General features: G+C 43.9%; 17 protein-coding genes. 12 read left to right on the top strand and 5 right to left on the bottom strand.

The annotated features are described in order from the left end of the window. Positions 1 to 96: 96 nt before the first annotated feature. Complete coding sequence (locus ABIO93_RS21070; protein ID WP_348071296.1) at positions 97 to 1,812, bottom strand: hypothetical protein; 1,716 nt, start codon at positions 1,810 to 1,812, stop codon at positions 97 to 99. Positions 1,813 to 2,185: 373 nt separating this feature from the next. On the opposite strand from ABIO93_RS21070, the gene ABIO93_RS21065 reads away from it, so the two are divergent. From ABIO93_RS21065 to ABIO93_RS21055, 3 genes are all read left to right on the top strand, one after another. Then, a complete protein-coding gene (locus ABIO93_RS21065) occupies positions 2,186 to 2,542 on the top strand; it encodes a hypothetical protein (protein ID WP_348071294.1) in 357 nt (118 codons plus the stop codon). 57 nt (positions 2,543 to 2,599) lie between these two features. Next, positions 2,600 to 2,956 carry a hypothetical protein gene (locus ABIO93_RS21060; RefSeq protein ID WP_348071292.1) on the top strand — a complete coding sequence of 119 codons (357 nt, stop codon included), beginning with the start codon at positions 2,600 to 2,602 and terminating at the stop codon, positions 2,954 to 2,956. Positions 2,957 to 3,401: 445 nt separating this feature from the next. Continuing rightward, positions 3,402 to 4,178: a thioredoxin family protein gene (locus ABIO93_RS21055; RefSeq protein ID WP_348071290.1), complete on the top strand. Its 777-nt coding sequence runs from the start codon at positions 3,402 to 3,404 to the stop codon at positions 4,176 to 4,178. Between the two features lie 93 nt (positions 4,179 to 4,271). Here ABIO93_RS21055 and ABIO93_RS21050 read toward each other — a convergent pair whose 3' ends face one another. Together ABIO93_RS21050 and ABIO93_RS21045 are read right to left on the bottom strand one after the other, a co-directional pair. Further along, a complete protein-coding gene (locus tag ABIO93_RS21050) occupies positions 4,272 to 4,481 on the bottom strand; it encodes a hypothetical protein (protein ID WP_348071288.1) in 210 nt (69 codons plus the stop codon). 101 nt (positions 4,482 to 4,582) lie between these two features. Continuing rightward, the gene (locus ABIO93_RS21045) at positions 4,583 to 4,951 is read right to left on the bottom strand and encodes a DoxX family protein (protein WP_348071286.1); all 369 of its coding nucleotides are present in this window, start codon (positions 4,949 to 4,951) and stop codon (positions 4,583 to 4,585) included. Positions 4,952 to 5,046: 95 nt separating this feature from the next. On the opposite strand from ABIO93_RS21045, the gene ABIO93_RS21040 reads away from it, so the two are divergent. Then, positions 5,047 to 5,418 carry a helix-turn-helix domain-containing protein gene (locus ABIO93_RS21040; RefSeq protein ID WP_348071284.1) on the top strand — a complete coding sequence of 124 codons (372 nt, stop codon included), beginning with the start codon at positions 5,047 to 5,049 and terminating at the stop codon, positions 5,416 to 5,418. Positions 5,419 to 5,424: 6 nt separating this feature from the next. Here the strand turns inward: ABIO93_RS21040 and ABIO93_RS21035 are convergent, their stop codons facing one another. Both ABIO93_RS21035 and ABIO93_RS21030 read right to left on the bottom strand, forming a co-directional pair. After that, on the bottom strand, positions 5,425 to 6,357 hold the full coding sequence (locus ABIO93_RS21035; RefSeq protein WP_348071282.1) for a hypothetical protein: 933 nt from the start codon (positions 6,355 to 6,357) through the stop codon (positions 5,425 to 5,427). A gap of 226 nt (positions 6,358 to 6,583) precedes the next feature. Beyond that, the gene (locus ABIO93_RS21030; protein WP_348071280.1) at positions 6,584 to 8,881 is read right to left on the bottom strand and encodes a glycoside hydrolase family 95-like protein; all 2,298 of its coding nucleotides are present in this window, start codon (positions 8,879 to 8,881) and stop codon (positions 6,584 to 6,586) included. Positions 8,882 to 9,176: 295 nt separating this feature from the next. Here ABIO93_RS21030 and ABIO93_RS21025 point away from each other — a divergent pair, with 295 nt between their 5' ends. The 8 genes from ABIO93_RS21025 to ABIO93_RS20990 all read left to right on the top strand — a co-directional run bounded on the left by ABIO93_RS21025 (position 9,177) and on the right by ABIO93_RS20990 (position 14,527). After that, entirely contained in the window at positions 9,177 to 9,350 is a 174-nt protein-coding gene (locus tag ABIO93_RS21025) for a hypothetical protein (RefSeq protein WP_348071278.1), read from the top strand. 413 nt (positions 9,351 to 9,763) lie between these two features. Further along, the gene (locus ABIO93_RS21020) at positions 9,764 to 10,486 is read left to right on the top strand and encodes a DUF2071 domain-containing protein (RefSeq protein ID WP_348071276.1); all 723 of its coding nucleotides are present in this window, start codon (positions 9,764 to 9,766) and stop codon (positions 10,484 to 10,486) included. A gap of 349 nt (positions 10,487 to 10,835) precedes the next feature. Beyond that, entirely contained in the window at positions 10,836 to 11,333 is a 498-nt protein-coding gene (locus tag ABIO93_RS21015; RefSeq protein WP_348071274.1) for a hypothetical protein, read from the top strand. Positions 11,334 to 11,407: 74 nt separating this feature from the next. Continuing rightward, positions 11,408 to 12,262 carry a HEPN domain-containing protein gene (locus ABIO93_RS21010; RefSeq protein WP_348071272.1) on the top strand — a complete coding sequence of 285 codons (855 nt, stop codon included), beginning with the start codon at positions 11,408 to 11,410 and terminating at the stop codon, positions 12,260 to 12,262. 124 nt (positions 12,263 to 12,386) lie between these two features. Next, on the top strand, positions 12,387 to 12,773 hold the full coding sequence (locus ABIO93_RS21005) for a RidA family protein (RefSeq protein ID WP_348071270.1): 387 nt from the start codon (positions 12,387 to 12,389) through the stop codon (positions 12,771 to 12,773). Between the two features lie 75 nt (positions 12,774 to 12,848). Further along, on the top strand, positions 12,849 to 13,163 hold the full coding sequence (locus tag ABIO93_RS21000; protein WP_348071268.1) for an MmcQ/YjbR family DNA-binding protein: 315 nt from the start codon (positions 12,849 to 12,851) through the stop codon (positions 13,161 to 13,163). A gap of 97 nt (positions 13,164 to 13,260) precedes the next feature. Then, positions 13,261 to 14,250 (top strand): alpha/beta hydrolase, encoded by a 990-nt coding sequence (locus ABIO93_RS20995; protein WP_348071266.1) that lies wholly within the window; start codon positions 13,261 to 13,263, stop codon positions 14,248 to 14,250. Positions 14,251 to 14,392: 142 nt separating this feature from the next. Next, positions 14,393 to 14,527: a hypothetical protein gene (locus tag ABIO93_RS20990; RefSeq protein WP_348071264.1), complete on the top strand. Its 135-nt coding sequence runs from the start codon at positions 14,393 to 14,395 to the stop codon at positions 14,525 to 14,527. Positions 14,528 to 14,696: the final 169 nt, after the last annotated feature.

The raw sequence follows: 14,696 nt of genomic DNA, 5'->3' as shown, positions 1-14,696 counted from the left end.
GAACTTATCACATTCCCCTAAAAATAACATTGCTTTTCAAATCAAATGTTCAAAAGGCTATTATCAACGAGAAAACGGTAAAATAAAAAATGATTGCTAAGGTTTGTCGATCACTACAAAAACACCTCCCCGCGCCGGAACCGCTACTTTGATACCCTTGGAAGTGAGGGCCGCCCTCGCTTTTATTGTTTCATAATCCGCCGGTCCACCTGCAACGCCGCTGGTTCCCGATCCATTGATCTTCACTTTTCGTGAAAATTCTCCATTATCGTTCTCCCCTTCCAGTGTATACCAGTAAAATCTCTTTCCCGCATTGAAATTCTTAAATGCAACTTCCACAACCTGCTGAACTCCGGAGGTATTAATCAGTGTCACATTCGATTGACCGGATGAATACGTTGATCCATAAGCTTTTACTGATGAAGCCGATGCGCCCGAAACAATGGTTGGCACTAACCTGTCGCCCAGTAGTTTTTGGAAATAGTACATATAATAGTAGGATGGCCGCGCGGTCCATTTCGGAATACCGCCTCCCTCGTCGCCATTGCTGAACAGGCCGTGGTCATTGCCATTATCCCAGCCATTGAGCAAATCCCAGCGCGCAGCCATTCCGTATTTATTCTTCAATGCCTCCGCCTGAACAATCACGGCGAACAGGCCGCTCACATTTGAAACTTGTTGTTTGGAGTCTTTGGCCCACATATTCCATTCCGTCAGCGCAATGGGCCTGGCTGCTGCACCGTAGGTCTGGATTTGCTGTTTGATAAAATTCATCATCTTTTCGCCCTGTGTCAGTGCCGCATTAAAAACGACCGATGCATTGGAATTCTGGTCATACGGGGTGAAGTAATTGTGTACCCCGTAAAAATCAGGTTTATTGTTGATCGCTTTAAACATGCCTGCATTCCAGGTTTTGGTAGTCTGCGTATCCCACGATTCGGCATTATTTTCATAGGCTACGGCACCTACAAAAATAGTCTTACCAATGTCCTGAGCCGCCTTTTTCATGGAATCCACAAATACCTGAACATGTTTGCCATACAGCTCTCCGGTTATAAATTCGGGCTGGCCATCCTTATTGGTCGACAGATCGATCCGGTAACCGCCCTGCCAGTCGCCGTAATGTTCATTCCCGATTTCCCAATACTTCGTGCGACCGTTGTCGTACCGCACCCAGTCCGCAGCCAGGTGTGCTGCCGTCGCTACCGGATTGGGAGCCGTGCCGTACCGGGCGTAACCATAATTGACGGATATCATTCCAACACTATTTGTCTGCTGCAAAAGGGCGTAGTAATTGTCCAATGTGATTTCCCAATTGTGATCCGTTCGCCCGTAGACCCAGGATGCTTTCTGCTTTTTCCCATCCTTATCCACGTAAACTTCGGGCAGATCAGCTGGATGCTTGTCCTGCTGGGCATTCCAGAAATAATTGTTCGACAGGTTGCCCCCCGGGAAGCGGATAATGTGCGGGTTAAGGTTTTTGAGATCCGCCGATGCTTTGGCAGTGGGTATCCCCATCCAGGTATTGGCATTCTGGGCAAAAATAGCCACGGGTATTTTAGTAATGACCGAAGATGCGTCCACGGTTACGGTCGCAGTCGCCACAGCGGGCACATTTTCGTCGGTATAGGGAGGAGCGGTAAAGGTTTTGGGCTGCCAATTGTCCAAAAAGAAGCCGATCGTTTTCTCCACTTCCGGATCTTCCACAGGTAACACATGGGCTACCGGCTCAGGCTCCGTGGGAAGCTGATCGTCTTTGGAACAAGAAATCATTAAAAATAGCAAGAGCAAATTCCAAAACCACTTTTTCATTTGTAATAGTTGATAATGTCCATTAGCAGGATACGCTTTCATGCTGGCAGATACCATCCAAAGTAAACAAAACCATGATTTATTTTCATTTTATCAAAAACCCAAAAACATATAGCAGCATTAAAAACCTCACATTCAGCATGATAAAGAGCCATCCCCAAATGGACAGAACTGCTCATTTTGCAGCATTTTTCCACAAACTGTTGAACGTTGCGGGCATTGAATAAAAATAATTCGACATATTATTACTACAAATTTATCTCAAAACGTATATATTGCTGTCGAAATATTATTAAAATGCGAAGTTCGCCGTTACCCGTTGAAATGGCATCCTTTTGGTACCCTATACGTTCTATATCTACACGTCCACATCATGGAAATCGGAACAATAAAGGCTGTTCATATTTACTTGCGCGAGCGATTGCATGTAACCGCGGAACTTGAACTCAATGTGAAAGGAGTGAACTATTCGTTCGGAGGACATCAAATGTTCCTTTCGGGCAGGAACGGAGGCGAGTCTTGTGATGCGCCTTACTTGGGAAGGTTCCTTTTCAGGTGCATGCAAATTTGTGATGTTGAGAGCTGGGAACAGCTTAAAAGCAGCAAAGTCATTGTTAATATCTCCGACCAGAAAGTGATCGCTATCGGAAATGTGGCAGGAAATAAATGGTTTAACCCGCAGGCCGAATTTGAAGCCATGGAATATGAGCGGGAAACGGCGTTGCGCTAATCTATCCTCTTTTACAAAAGAAAGCCTGCTTTAAACGGCAGGCTTCTTTGTTATGTTATGATCCCAAAATTTCCTTATGGTCTTGGAACACTGGAGCTTGGCGTTGTACTGCCAGGATTGGTAGAAGGCGTAGTGGCGCTGCCTGGCACTGTTGAAGACGGGATAGTGGTACTGGCCGGAACAGATGAAGGTTGCGTCGTAGCACCTGGAATGGTGGTGGTCGGAACATTATTGTTTGGCACGGTAGACGGCTGCGTAGTACTTCCCGGAATAGCAGAAGGACGGTTGGTTCCCGGTACGGTTGTCCCCGTTCGAGGCACATTGTTAGATGGTGTTACGGTGCTGGTTGGGTTGGTATCAATCGGCTGGGTAGTACGATCAGGCACAGTTCCTGGTGGAATGCTAGATGGCTGAGTGTTGGTCGGACTGGTCGTAGATCCCGGCTGGGTAGTACTGCGGCCCGGCTGCGACGCTCCCGGTAATGTCGACGGTTGTACAGTGCTACCCGGCACCGTCTTCGGTTGCGTGCTAGATGGTGTAGTACTTGACGGCGTCGAGCTTGATGGTGCCGTCTGCGCAAATGTCAACGTTGAGCCTAACACGGCTAATGCGATAATATTTAATTTTAAAGCCTTCATGATTATATTTTTTAGTGATTAATCCTTAACTGTTATAACTTTATTAAGAAATACACCAAAAAGAATCGTACCACAACGAAACTTGCGGTTATATCCGAAAAAACAGAATGTCGGGGAAAAGATACTACAAGATGTCTCGAATGCCCCCTCAATAAGGCGTTTCTACACACCCCATTTTTCGGAATTTCCAGTGAAATTTGTAAAAACAAAACTTTGCGATCATGGAAAATCAGAATGACGTATTGCCTTTTATCTCAGATCCAAGTGTTTCAGAACATCGGATTGTCACGCAGGAAGAATGGACCATAGCTCGCAAGGAGCTGCTAAAAAAAGAGAAAGAATTGACCAGGCTTAATGACGAATTAGCCCGCCAGCGCCGCAAACTGCCGTGGGTAAAGGTCGATAAATCATATATTTTTGATAGTACTGAGGGAAAAGTGTGGTTGCCAGACCTATTTGGTGGTAAAAGCCAGCTGATCATTTATCATTTCATGTTTGCGCCCGAGTGGGAAGAGGGCTGCCCAGGCTGTTCTTTCCTGGCCGATCACATTGACGGCGCCAATCTCCACCTGGCCCATCACGACATATCGGTGGTAGTAGCTTCCCGTGCGCCTCTTTCCAAATTGCTGGCTTTTAAGGAACGCATGGAATGGAAATTCAAATGGGTATCCTCGCTGGGTAGCGACTTCAACTATGATTATCATGTTTCTTTCAGCGAAAGCCAGATCGAAAAGGGAGAGGTTTATTATAATTTCGAATATGCCAACCACGATTCCGGCACAGAGTCACCGGGTACTAGTGTTTTTTACAAAGACAATGCTGGCAATATTTACCACACTTATTCCAGTTACTCACGCGGCGGCGACATCCTGATCGGTGCCCATAACTACCTGGATCTTACGCCAAAAGGCAGAAATGAGGATTCAACGATGGATTGGATGCGCCATCACGATAAGTATGAAGGGTTCAAATCTGGTAATGGGTCCTGCTGTCACTAGGCTGGGAGCGTTTCAAACTAAGGTCAGTGAACCGAAGGGATTTTTGATCGTCAAAGTCCCTTCGATTGGCTCTTATTTCTCACCAGGAATACTCTATTTCCCATTGGCTTCATCACGGTTAAATCCATAGCCGCGTGTATCAATGTTCACAGCATCGAACGATACTTTTTTTGGAGGTTCGATGACTTCATCTATTCCCTCATCTTTTGAAAAGGCGATTACTTCAATTTCCTTTCCAACATATTCCCGAGGAATATCCAGTGAAATATATGGTTTATCTGGTGTAACGATTGTCCTGATCATAATGGAATTCAGTTGATAATCTATCCAGATTTAACGAAATAAAAAACTGAAAATATCTTTTGATGAAATCATTCCAACTCGATTCTAGCCTCCGCCCCAAATCAGGCTGCAATGTGTTTTTCTTTTGTGGGTAGAAAAATGGAAGGGTCGCGTAAAAAGGCAGCGATCCAGACCAGTGCGATTGGCAAGACTGCATTAAAAGGTGTTCCGTGTGAAAGCTCGGTCGCGATGGCACCTGAAAAGTAGCAAGTCAGCAAAATGAATCCGATTTTCATTGTTTTGGGATAAATGAACAATGCGGTAAAACCAATTTCCATGAATGCAAGCACAGTAATGTAATCCCCAACTCCTACTTTCTGCATTGCCGTAACAATTTCTTCGCCTCTCGCCAGCTTCATGATACCGCTAACTACAACCAGCAAAGAAGCAAGAGCGGTCACCGTTATCGTAATAATTTTTTTCGTTTTCATAATATTTTTTGTTTCGCACAAAACTACCTACTTTCACTTACTTAATTATAGTAGTAAACAAAAGGTTAGTAGTAACCTTTCAGATAGTAAACATCATGCGAAACGACAAATATAGGACAGAGGAACACTCTCCGGCGGTCTGCAACAGTAAACTAGCCGCAGTAGGCGATGCACTTTACGTAATCGGCGGCAAATGGAGGTTAAGGATTATTGTAGCTCTGTCCGATGGTAACAAGAGGTTCAACGAGCTGCAGCGAGAAATTTCAGGTATCTCGGCAAGAGTGCTTTCCAATGAACTCAAAGAGTTGGAAATGAATGGCTTTGTGGAAAGAAAAGTTTACACCAATATACCCGTCTTAATCGAATACGAACTAACCGAATACAGCCAGACCCTGGACCCCGTCATCGGATCCCTGGTAGAATGGGGAGAAATGCACCGTGACAGAATCCGCCAAGGAGTGATTTAACACCGCTTACTGGTCGGCCAGCGATACCGTAATATGCCACATATCCCCCGAATTCGTCACTTTTTCAGTACCCCACACGCCGGGCCCACCATCAGCACGCAGGTATACGCCAAACACCAGCGTGCTGATCTTTGATCCTTTGACCAAAATACTGCCACATGCGGCCCCGCCCTCACAGTTACCGGATATCATACTCTTGGAATGCAATACTTTGGTTTTGGAACCATCCAGTATCAGATCCTCATTGCCCGACAATTTGCTTAATGTCAATGGGGTTGTCTGCAATTCCAGTTCTGTTGTAAAACCCAATCTTTTGTTTGTAAAATTGGTCGTCGCCCCCAGTCCTACCAATGATATCACCGGATTGTCGACAGGGCGGCTGAATTGTAATCTGAGCTTGCCATAGTAGTACCGGCTTGTGTCTGCCTTGGAAGCATTGGCTGAAAGCAATGGCTTCGCTGACAAAAATATCTGAAGGCCGGGATTCATGTACAGGTTCACGCCCCTACCTACCGGCCCATTGGGGTGCGCTGTAAAAATGGTCCTGGCAGTATCCGTAAAGTAATAATTGCTGTTCAACACCGGCACCGACCTCACCTGCGTAGCAGCCGCACCCGACGCCGCCCCGAACGTCATACCCGTAACATGCTGTGGAACTGTAATGTAAGTCTGGTCGTCGAAACTGAAAGTGACGGAAAGATTTGCGTCCGGTTTTTGAAAGTAGATCCCATCGTCGGCGCTCCCGTTCTTGTTATGGTAAAATGTGAGCGTCTGTGGAATGGATGTGGGGCCCTTCGGCACGGGTGGGTGGTAGCTGTTGTTAACACCATCCTGCACAAATTCCAGCGTGTTCTGAGCCATAAGGCCACTGCTGGTCAGCAGAAAAAATACGAGCAAATACGCGGATGTACGCATACGATTAAGGTATGATATAAGCATGTGTAGGTTATTTAACGAATCGTTGAGGATCTCTTTTGATGCAAGATAATATTTCACTGCGAACGTTTTGGCAGTGGCGGATACTCTTTTTCAATTTTATTTTTAAGTCCAAATTATTCTCAAATAGTTTCTACTCCATACTTTCGGGCGTCGATGATCGTAATTAACAAATTGATTATTAATTCAGTATGAAATTTACAAGTTACTTTGAAGTTGGCATGAGTAACTATTGCGAATACTTTAAATCGATCGTTCCGCCCGGCTTGCATTTCAGTTCCAGCCAGCCGTCGTCGGTAGCATCTGTCGTAACCCCGGATACTGAAACTACCTTCCATTTTTCAAAGGGCTGCTTCAAACGTGTCACTCCGCCTTTTTCAGAAACGATCTTCACTTCTTCCACGCGACCTCCCGCTTTTTGGGCGCTAACCAGGAAAGCTCCTTCTGCTCTTAATTTTGAAAAAGAAACATCTTTCCAATCATCAGGAACGGCCGGAAACACCTCTATGAATCCGGCATAACTTTGTAAAAGCATTTCCTGCAACCCAGCCGCAAATGCAAAATTGCCTTCCAATGTAAATGGCCGGTATGTAAATTTCGACAAACCTGATTTAGTCTGGTCACCATTCACGTGAAAGCTGTTGGGTAAGCAAAAAGCTTTGGCAAAAGTGGAAAGATTACGTGCCGCACCGTCGCCATCCTTCGCCCGCGCTTTCATATTGGCCAGCCAGGAATAAGAATACCCGCACCACCAGTCCGGGCCTATTTTTTCAAGCAGACTGATCGAATTTTTAATGATCGTTTGCGCCTGTTCACCGTCTTCCCACCGGATCAACCCCAGCGGATGGATCGCCATCATGTGCGAAAAATGCCTGTGTGATTCATTGTAAGCCAGCGAAGGCGCGAACATCAGCTCACTATTTTCAGTGATCGCGTAATCTCCGAATTGGGACAATATATCGTTCCAATGCTCCGACTCACTGGTCAAACCCATTTCCAGAGCTATTTCCGCACCGGCTGTGAAGGCAAACCGCATCAATGCAAGGTCGTAATTGGTATTTTCAGGAAACCAGGCCGCCAGCTTGTTATCGTTGATCTCAGGACTGGAACTGATCGGCAGCTTTCTGAAACCATTTTCATCCTTGACCGTAATTTTTTCCAGAAATGAACATACCTCATGAAACCATGGATACGCCCTAGTTTTGAGGAAATCACGGTCCATGCTATACCGCCATTGCAGATAATAATGCTGCGCCAGCCAGGACGATACGGTCGGCGAGAGCGAGTACTGGATCCAGCCACCCATTTCGGTGCCGTCCAGGGTAGTCACGCCCGGTACAGCCAGTCCCTCAGTTCCGAAGTACGTTTTGGTGTAGCGTTTATAATTCGCGATGTTGGCATCCAGATGGTCAAAATAGCCAAGGCCCTCTTCCAGATGATTGCCACTATAACTAGGCCAGTAGCTCAGCTGCGTGTTCAGATCATGGTGATAGTCTCCCTTCCAAGGCGGTATCCGGCCATTATCAGCCGTCCAGACGGCCTGTAACGAGATAGGCGGTGCTCCTCGCCGGGCGGCGGATCCAAATTTGTATTGTTCCAAAAACCATTGCTTTTCAAGAACAGGATCAGGAACACGAAGCGACGACTGCGCCCAGAATTTGATCCACCAGGCCGAATGTGTTACATAATCCTTGGTTTGGCCACGCACTAATGCGGACTTGACAGCCGCGGTGGAAGCCACCTTCACCGGCTTGTCAGGATATTGGGAAGAAATACTCCATACGCCTTCCAAAACCCCTGGTTTCGTTGCAGTCCATTCCACAGTAACTTCATATCGAAACCCACCCCAGCCTTCCTGCTGGTAAATAATGCGGTTTTTCTGCTGATTGACAACGCCTTGCTTATAACCCAGCCGCGCCAGATCATCGCCAACCAGCGAATTAACCGGGCCGCCTTCGACGATTTTTCCCTGATAGGCCGGAGCGATCAATTCAGGCAGAATCGCCGATTTGACATTCTCAAACCGAAACCAACCCACCGGTTGCGTCGCGTGGACGAATGTTTTGAGTTTCATACCATCCTCCCATTCCACTTCACACAATGCTTTGGCTACCGAAAGATTAACCGATTTCACCTTTGACACATTCTGAATGTCAAATTCCAATGCCGCCGCCGGAATCTTCGAAGGTGCTGGTTCCTTATCATAGGGCGCATCAAAATACTGCTGCACCGGCGCATAGTCTTTCTTCGCCACCTGCTCCTGAACCCATTGATAATTGAACTCAGTACGATGCAAACCCGCCATCGGGCGCATATCCCATATATCCGCCCTATCCAGTGAAAACCGCAGCTTTTCGCCCCGCTGCCAGACCAATGCGCCGACAGTAGCATTGCCCAGCGGAATACCTTCGTCCCAGGTACCAGCCAGTTTGGTATCATGCAGATCGTGTTTAGGAAGTGGCTGTGCTGTGGCCGCAGCGCATAGCACGAGGCTTACGAGAAGGGAGAGTATAGTTTTTGACATCATTTTTAAAAATACAAAATCTCCTTTCCCACCGAAAATTTTATTTCATTGCCGCCGCGCACTGAACTTCCTCTACCCGAGCTATGCGTCTGACCCTGTGACACTTGATTCTTCATTTTCTTATTAGACGGGTTTCATGAAGGTAGGTCACAAATTTTTTTGAAAATATTTTTAGATAGACGTTCAATGATGCAAAAAGCGCAACACCACCACAAAAAAGTACGGCAGAACTTTCGCATATTTGAGACGTTGTCGCCAAACGTAATTGGCAACCCTCACAATCCTAAACTATCGACAAATGAAAAAACGTATATTGATCACTCTCAACCGTATCACCACATTCGCACTTGGATACGGGTTCAATTCTCTGATTTCACATTCTAGTGCCGAACAACCATTGAAAAAGGCAACAGGCATCGGCGGCATCTTTTTTCAAATGCAAGGATCCCAAAAAAGTCCGAGAATGGAATAAAACCCATCTCGGTTTAAATACTAACCAATATGGGGCTGTTTTGAATGGAGACACGGTGCGGATACAACCAAAAAAGGCTTTACCCAGTGGAGCCCGTTTAATGGAAAAACGAAGTACTTTGAGCCTTCGACGAAAGACTTTATGATCAATTACAGGGTTGAAAATCTGGAAGCACTATTGATCAGCTTAGAAAAGACAGTGTGACCATCGTGGACAAAGTGGAAACACCTGAATACGGAAAGTTCATTCATATCATGAACATTGAAGGAAACGAAATTGTATTGTCTTGATTTACAGCATCTTGATCACAGTCTGGAAGCATACTAGGAATATTAAGGCCAATTGACTAGAATTGTGTGATCCATGAAAGGTGTATCATTCAACAACTTGCCTGCTATACAAACCGCCCCTGAATGACAGCTATTGACGATATGCTTGCCGACATTGCTCACAGACCTTTCAAACTTCCAGCTGGACAATGGAAATACTATCAGGAATGGAATAATGCTTTGTTCCTTCACTGGACAATCCCATTTGACATTTTACAGAAATGCGTTCCTGAAAAATTTAATATTGACACTTTTGACGGCAAGTGCTATGTTTCGTTAGTCGCTTTTACAATGCAAAAAATTAGGCCAAAATACTTTCCTTCAATTTCCTTCCTTTCAGACTTTGAAGAAATAAATTTGAGGACGTACATTGACAACGACAATAAAAAAGGTGTATATTTTTTAAACATTGAGGCTGAAAAATTACTTTCAACTTTTATAGCAAAATTTTTATCAGGACTCCCTTACGAGAAATCAGATATCAAACGGACAGACAAAAAATACTCATCAACGAATTCTAGAAAAGGCTTTCACCTTGAAACAGAATTTGAAATTAAGCAAGAACTGAAAGACAAAACCGAGTTGGACAAATGGCTTACTGAACGATATTGTTTATTCCTTAACAAAGAAAATGAATTTTTTCGTTACGACATTCACCATAAAGAATGGAAAATAAAAGCTGTTTCCATAAAACAACTAAAATTGAATTACAAAATTGGCAGCATTAATTTGTCTGATAAGCAACCAAGTTTGGTACATTATTCAGACGGTGTAAAGGTAATAGCGTGGCGGAGACAGAAAGCTTAGAAAAGGACAGCAAGCTACATCACATTGGCTAACGAAAACAGGACCGATTCTTATACCACTATTCGCTTTTGTTCTATTGCCACCACAAACCCCCGAAACACTAGCACCAATTTTATAAAGACAAGAATAGTGACAATATTGACAACTACATTTCAGGCGAATATAAAGGAAGACCAAACGGGCAAGACCTACCAAAGGGCTCAATAATTAAGTTCAGTTTACTTGGACAAAAAAAGAAAACAGCAGTTGTAGGGATGACAATTTTGACTCATCAGGCAAAGGAATTGACACTTATTTGCATTTTCAGAGGGATACTAGTTGGAAAATAAATGCATTCAGAGCATTAGCAATGACAGGCATACTAGAACAAACAGAAAATGAACTTAAAAAAATGACCCCACAGCAAGTAGACGAAATTATTGCCAAGTCTAAAAAGAAGAAAAAGAACGACTTCGCTATGTTTACTTCAAAGGAAGATTATAGCTTTCAACTAGGCAACGTAAAATTGATACTTGAATTAGATGAAGATATTGCTAAACATTTTTTGACAAATCAAGAAGAATTTGAGCGCCTTAAAAATCTAGCAATGAAACAACTTGACGAAGGAAAAAATAAAAAACTCATTGAAAATTTAAAAGAAGACTATCAAAAGCTATATATTTCTTCTGTGTCGATAGGTGAATACGAAACAGGAAACTGTATTAACTTTTTAATTGGCGGGATGCTTGACAATTCTGTTGGGTACATTTATGTAAAAGACAAAAAAGACTTGCCTGAAATGAATCCAGGAGGAATAATTATGATACGAGAAATTGGAAGTGGTTGGTATATTTACAAGACGACATGAGAATATCACACATCTTTGACTCTTGAAGCTTACCTCGCCAAAACCACTAGCCCACCACACTAACCCCACAAAACTTGAAAACCACCCTCTCCCACCTCCCAGAAGACAAACAGGAAGAATTACAAGAACTCGCCAAAATCATAATTAAAGAAGTACCAGCCGAAATGATCATTCTCTTCGGCAGCCACGCGCGGGGCGATTGGGTGGAGGATTTTCAGGAGACCTACGAGTATGTAAGCGACTATGATATTCTCGTCATCACTAAAGACAGGAAATCTGCCAAGGACGGCGAGAAGTGGTGGGACCTGAGCAAGAAATTAAACGGTAATGAAGAAAACACCAGAACAACCATCATTCAACACAGCATTGGGTTTGTAAATGATAAGATCGAACGGAATGAATACTTTTTTGTCGATATTTTAAGAGAAGGAATTATGCTTTTTGATTCGGGGAAATTCCAATTATCCGAGCCAAAAAATATGAATCCAGAAGAAAGGCAGAAAAAAGCTAAACAGCAATTTGAGCCTTGGTTTAAAAATGCGAATAGTTTCCTAAGAACTTTCGCATTTAATTTCGGTGAAGATGATTTCGCAGTTGCAGCCTTTCAACTTCATCAGGCGACAGAAAGATATTATGCCACAGTCCTTCTCGTTTTCACCGACTACAAACCAAAAATTCACGATATAGAGAAATTAGGGAATCAGGTTGAGAAACTTCATTCCGCTTTTGGAACGGTTTTTCCAAAAAATTCACCTGAAGAAAAGCGACTGTTTGAACTCTTGCAAAAGGCATACATCGATTCGAGATATAATATGAATTACAAGATCGAAAGAGAAGAATTGGAGTATTTATCCGAGCGGGTGCAAGTACTGAAAGACTTGACGGAACGGATTTGTAGTGAGCGGATTGCGCAAATGGGGGCTGATTGACAATCTTGCCCTTCTAAGCAGGCCGAATGCAAAGCCCGGGAATGTTCGCGGGCTTTGCAAAAACGACAATCACCTAACGGAATATCAATAAACGACGGTACATACTAACCAAAAGAAAATAAAAATGCCAGTCATTAAACACAATCCAGAAGCGCTTTTCCCTCCATATAGAAATTATAGTCACGCTGTTGAAATAAAAGGGGACTCAACTTTACTTATTATCAGTGGGTTAAATGGTTATTTAAAAGACGGTGAGACTATGCCTGATTCATTTGAAGAACAAGGCGATATTATATGGCAACATATTGGGACAATTCTAAAATCGGCTGGCATGGATTATCAAAATCTGGTGTCTATCAGGACCTATTTAGCCGATCCTTCTTTTGATGAAGCAAATGTGCAATTAAGAATTAAATATTTGGGAGATAACAAACCCGCTTCAACAGTTATTTGTTGCCAATTACTTGATAATAAATGGAAATTAGAAGTTGAAGCAATGGCAGCGAAATAAATCAGCAGCAGTCCGAACTTACGACTTTTCAAATACCGCCAGGCCGAGGCCGTTGGTTACAAGCTAAGACAAACAATGATAACAGGCGAGCAATTTATCGAATTGGCTCTTACTTTTGCAGGGACAGCACAAAAACCACATTTCGAAAGAATTGGCTTTAGTGTGATAGGAAAAAGAATGTTTGCTACTTATTTGGCTAAAAATAACACCGCCAATATCTTTTTAACCCCGGAAGAGCAGACCATCTTCTGTGAAATGGACAGTGAGAACATCTATCCAATCCCAAACAAATGGGGTGAAAAAGGGGCCACAACTTTTGACCTGAATAAAGTACCAAAAGAATTTGTAATGGAAGCACTTCTTTCCGCGTACAATGATGTAAGAAAATGAAGATTGATCGCCGACGATTGACCGCTGTTTTGTAAGGGAACGGCTACTCAGCCAACCCGCTCAGTATTATGACGTTCAAACTATAAAAAACATGCTTATGAAGTCAATACTAGTTTTCCTGATTTTTTGCCTGCTGACAATGGATTACGCGTTGGCCCAAAGTAGCATCGACCGAAAAACAATGGTTTATGCCACCAAAGACGGCGTGCCGCTTGAGCTCGATAAATACGTCGACAATTCGGTGGCCTATCCAGGCAAGCGGCCCGTGATGATTTATGTGCACGGCGGGGGCTTTTCAACGGGCAGCCGGGTGAATGCCCTGCAAATTCAGTATGGCAAGCATTTTGTTGACCAGGGCTTCGTTACCATTCTCATTAATTATCGTCTGGGGCTGAAAGGTAAAGTCAAATCCGATCAGGCCGCTGCCCTGCAAGACTTATCCGATCCGGCCACTACGCTGGCAGCAGTAAATATGGCCAGCGAAGATCTGATTGAGGCCACAGCGTTTATCCTGAGCAAGGCAGGCGAATGGAACATTGATACTAAAAAAATCATAATATCCGGCGGCAGTGCAGGGGCCATAGCCTGCCTCAATGCGGAGTATAGCCTATGTTCGGGCGGGGTGTCTGCCAGCCGCCTGCCAGCTGGCTTCAACTACGCCGGGCTGGTTTCGCACGCCGGTCTGGTGATGACAACCCAGGATACGCTGATCTGGAAAAAATCTCCCTGTCCAATGCTGCTGATGCATGGCGATCAGGATCAGCAGGTAACTTTTAATAGCCTCTCAGTTGCAGGTAATTTTTATGCGGGATCTAATTACATCCACAAGCAATTAGTCAAAATAAACGCCTCGCACTGGCTATATCAAGAAGCAGGGGCCGATCATATTGTAGCGTTGAAGCCCCTTCAGTACAACTTTGATGAAATCGATACCTTCATCGACAAATTCATAATGAAAGGTCAACAGGCAGTCGTGCATACAATCTGGGCCGATACCAAACCCGATTCCATGCAGATCATGATGCAAGTGGTTCCCTTGTACATAACCGGCTGGGATAAAACAGGCGATGAAGTAAACAAAAAATAGCGACTGGCCATCGTTTTGCTACCGGGACGAATCCAATTGCAGATTCAGGCCGTGATGCCTTTTCGAAATTGATACCATTTTTTCCAATTTCATTTGCAAAGACACCTTCTTAACTCCCGAAGAGCAAACCATCTTCTGTAAAATGGACAGTGAGAACATCTATCCAATCCCAAACAAATGGGGTGAAAAAGGGGCCACAACTTTTGACCTGAATAATGTACCCAAAGAATTTGTACTGGAAGCACTTCTTTCCGCGTACAATGATGTAAGAAAATGACATTGACTTGTTAACTGCCTATTATGCTTTTAAAATTTTTAATTTCAATATCGTTGACTATATGTCTTTTTACTCCGACATATAGTCAACAATCCTTCATTGGACATTGGCGGCGTGTTAATCCGAACATTAAAAATCAGGATACAACAAGTAAAGAACCTCAATGGAA

Source organism: Dyadobacter sp., assembly GCF_039919315.1.
Classification (GTDB): domain Bacteria; phylum Bacteroidota; class Bacteroidia; order Cytophagales; family Spirosomataceae; genus Dyadobacter.
This window is presented reverse-complemented; position numbering and strand designations above follow the sequence as displayed.

What these genes read in the sequence shown, in the direction of transcription:
- ABIO93_RS21065 (WP_348071294.1), top strand. Translation starts at nt 2,186, where the DNA reads ATGGAAATCGGAACAATAAAGGCTGTTCATATTTACTTGCGCGAGCGA.
- ABIO93_RS21015 (WP_348071274.1), top strand. Translation starts at nt 10,836, where the DNA reads ATGACAGGCATACTAGAACAAACAGAAAATGAACTTAAAAAAATGACC.
- ABIO93_RS21025 (WP_348071278.1), top strand. Translation starts at nt 9,177, where the DNA reads ATGAAAAAACGTATATTGATCACTCTCAACCGTATCACCACATTCGCA.
- ABIO93_RS21040 (WP_348071284.1), top strand. Translation starts at nt 5,047, where the DNA reads ATGCGAAACGACAAATATAGGACAGAGGAACACTCTCCGGCGGTCTGC.
- ABIO93_RS21035 (WP_348071282.1), bottom strand. Translation starts at nt 6,357, where the DNA reads ATGCTTATATCATACCTTAATCGTATGCGTACATCCGCGTATTTGCTC.
- ABIO93_RS21050 (WP_348071288.1), bottom strand. Translation starts at nt 4,481, where the DNA reads ATGATCAGGACAATCGTTACACCAGATAAACCATATATTTCACTGGAT.
- ABIO93_RS21005 (WP_348071270.1), top strand. Translation starts at nt 12,387, where the DNA reads ATGCCAGTCATTAAACACAATCCAGAAGCGCTTTTCCCTCCATATAGA.
- ABIO93_RS20995 (WP_348071266.1), top strand. Translation starts at nt 13,261, where the DNA reads ATGAAGTCAATACTAGTTTTCCTGATTTTTTGCCTGCTGACAATGGAT.
- ABIO93_RS21030 (WP_348071280.1), bottom strand. Translation starts at nt 8,881, where the DNA reads ATGATGTCAAAAACTATACTCTCCCTTCTCGTAAGCCTCGTGCTATGC.
- ABIO93_RS20990 (WP_348071264.1), top strand. Translation starts at nt 14,393, where the DNA reads ATGGACAGTGAGAACATCTATCCAATCCCAAACAAATGGGGTGAAAAA.
- ABIO93_RS21060 (WP_348071292.1), top strand. Translation starts at nt 2,600, where the DNA reads ATGATCCCAAAATTTCCTTATGGTCTTGGAACACTGGAGCTTGGCGTT.
- ABIO93_RS21020 (WP_348071276.1), top strand. Translation starts at nt 9,764, where the DNA reads ATGACAGCTATTGACGATATGCTTGCCGACATTGCTCACAGACCTTTC.
- ABIO93_RS21045 (WP_348071286.1), bottom strand. Translation starts at nt 4,951, where the DNA reads ATGAAAACGAAAAAAATTATTACGATAACGGTGACCGCTCTTGCTTCT.
- ABIO93_RS21070 (WP_348071296.1), bottom strand. Translation starts at nt 1,812, where the DNA reads ATGAAAAAGTGGTTTTGGAATTTGCTCTTGCTATTTTTAATGATTTCT.
- ABIO93_RS21000 (WP_348071268.1), top strand. Translation starts at nt 12,849, where the DNA reads ATGATAACAGGCGAGCAATTTATCGAATTGGCTCTTACTTTTGCAGGG.
- ABIO93_RS21055 (WP_348071290.1), top strand. Translation starts at nt 3,402, where the DNA reads ATGGAAAATCAGAATGACGTATTGCCTTTTATCTCAGATCCAAGTGTT.